This window comes from Oleiphilus sp. HI0086 (assembly GCF_001635225.1).
This window is the reverse complement of record NZ_LWFZ01001481.1, coordinates 1-535: the sequence shown is the minus strand read 5'-3', so window position 1 is coordinate 535 and position 535 is coordinate 1. Positions and strand designations below refer to the sequence as shown.

The following is a 535-nucleotide window of genomic DNA, read 5'->3' as shown; positions in this document are numbered from 1 at the left end:
ACATCGTATTAATCGGTGGCAATGACATTCGTGCAGCACGTGAAATTCGCTCAGGAGCAGTTTTCGCTTCTACAGCTCAAGAGCGTCAGGCTATTCGTCAGGCAGCTAATGCTTCATTGAAAGCAGCTGTTGAATCTGAAATTGCTCAAATCGAAAAATTGATCGCTTCTGGTGCTCAGCACATTCTAGTATCTAATGCTCCAGATATCGGCGCGATCCCCGAAACTGATTTGGTTGTTGCTGGCTTACTTGCAAACACTCAAACGACTCGCCAAGAGCGCAAAGCGAACCGCCTTGTACGAGTTACTACTAAGCTTTCAGCTAAGTTCAATCGCAAGCTGGATCGTAAATTGGCTCGTCTTGAGCATCAAACAGGTGTCGATTTTATCGAGTACGACCTATTCAGCTTCTTGACTGATCAAGTCGACAACGCTGAAGACTATGGCTACACCAATACTGACGACGCATGTGCTTACATGCTATCTCAAGGTGGTGCACTTCACCCTGAGTGTGATGGTTACGTAACAGCTACTGG

The 535-nt window shown here is 46.4% G+C and carries 1 protein-coding gene; it reads left to right on the top strand.

Features of this window, described 5'->3' with window-relative positions; all coding sequences use genetic code 11:
• A partial coding sequence (locus A3756_RS28390) for an SGNH/GDSL hydrolase family protein (protein ID WP_197481536.1) occupies positions 1 to 535 on the top strand: 535 nt, incomplete at both ends.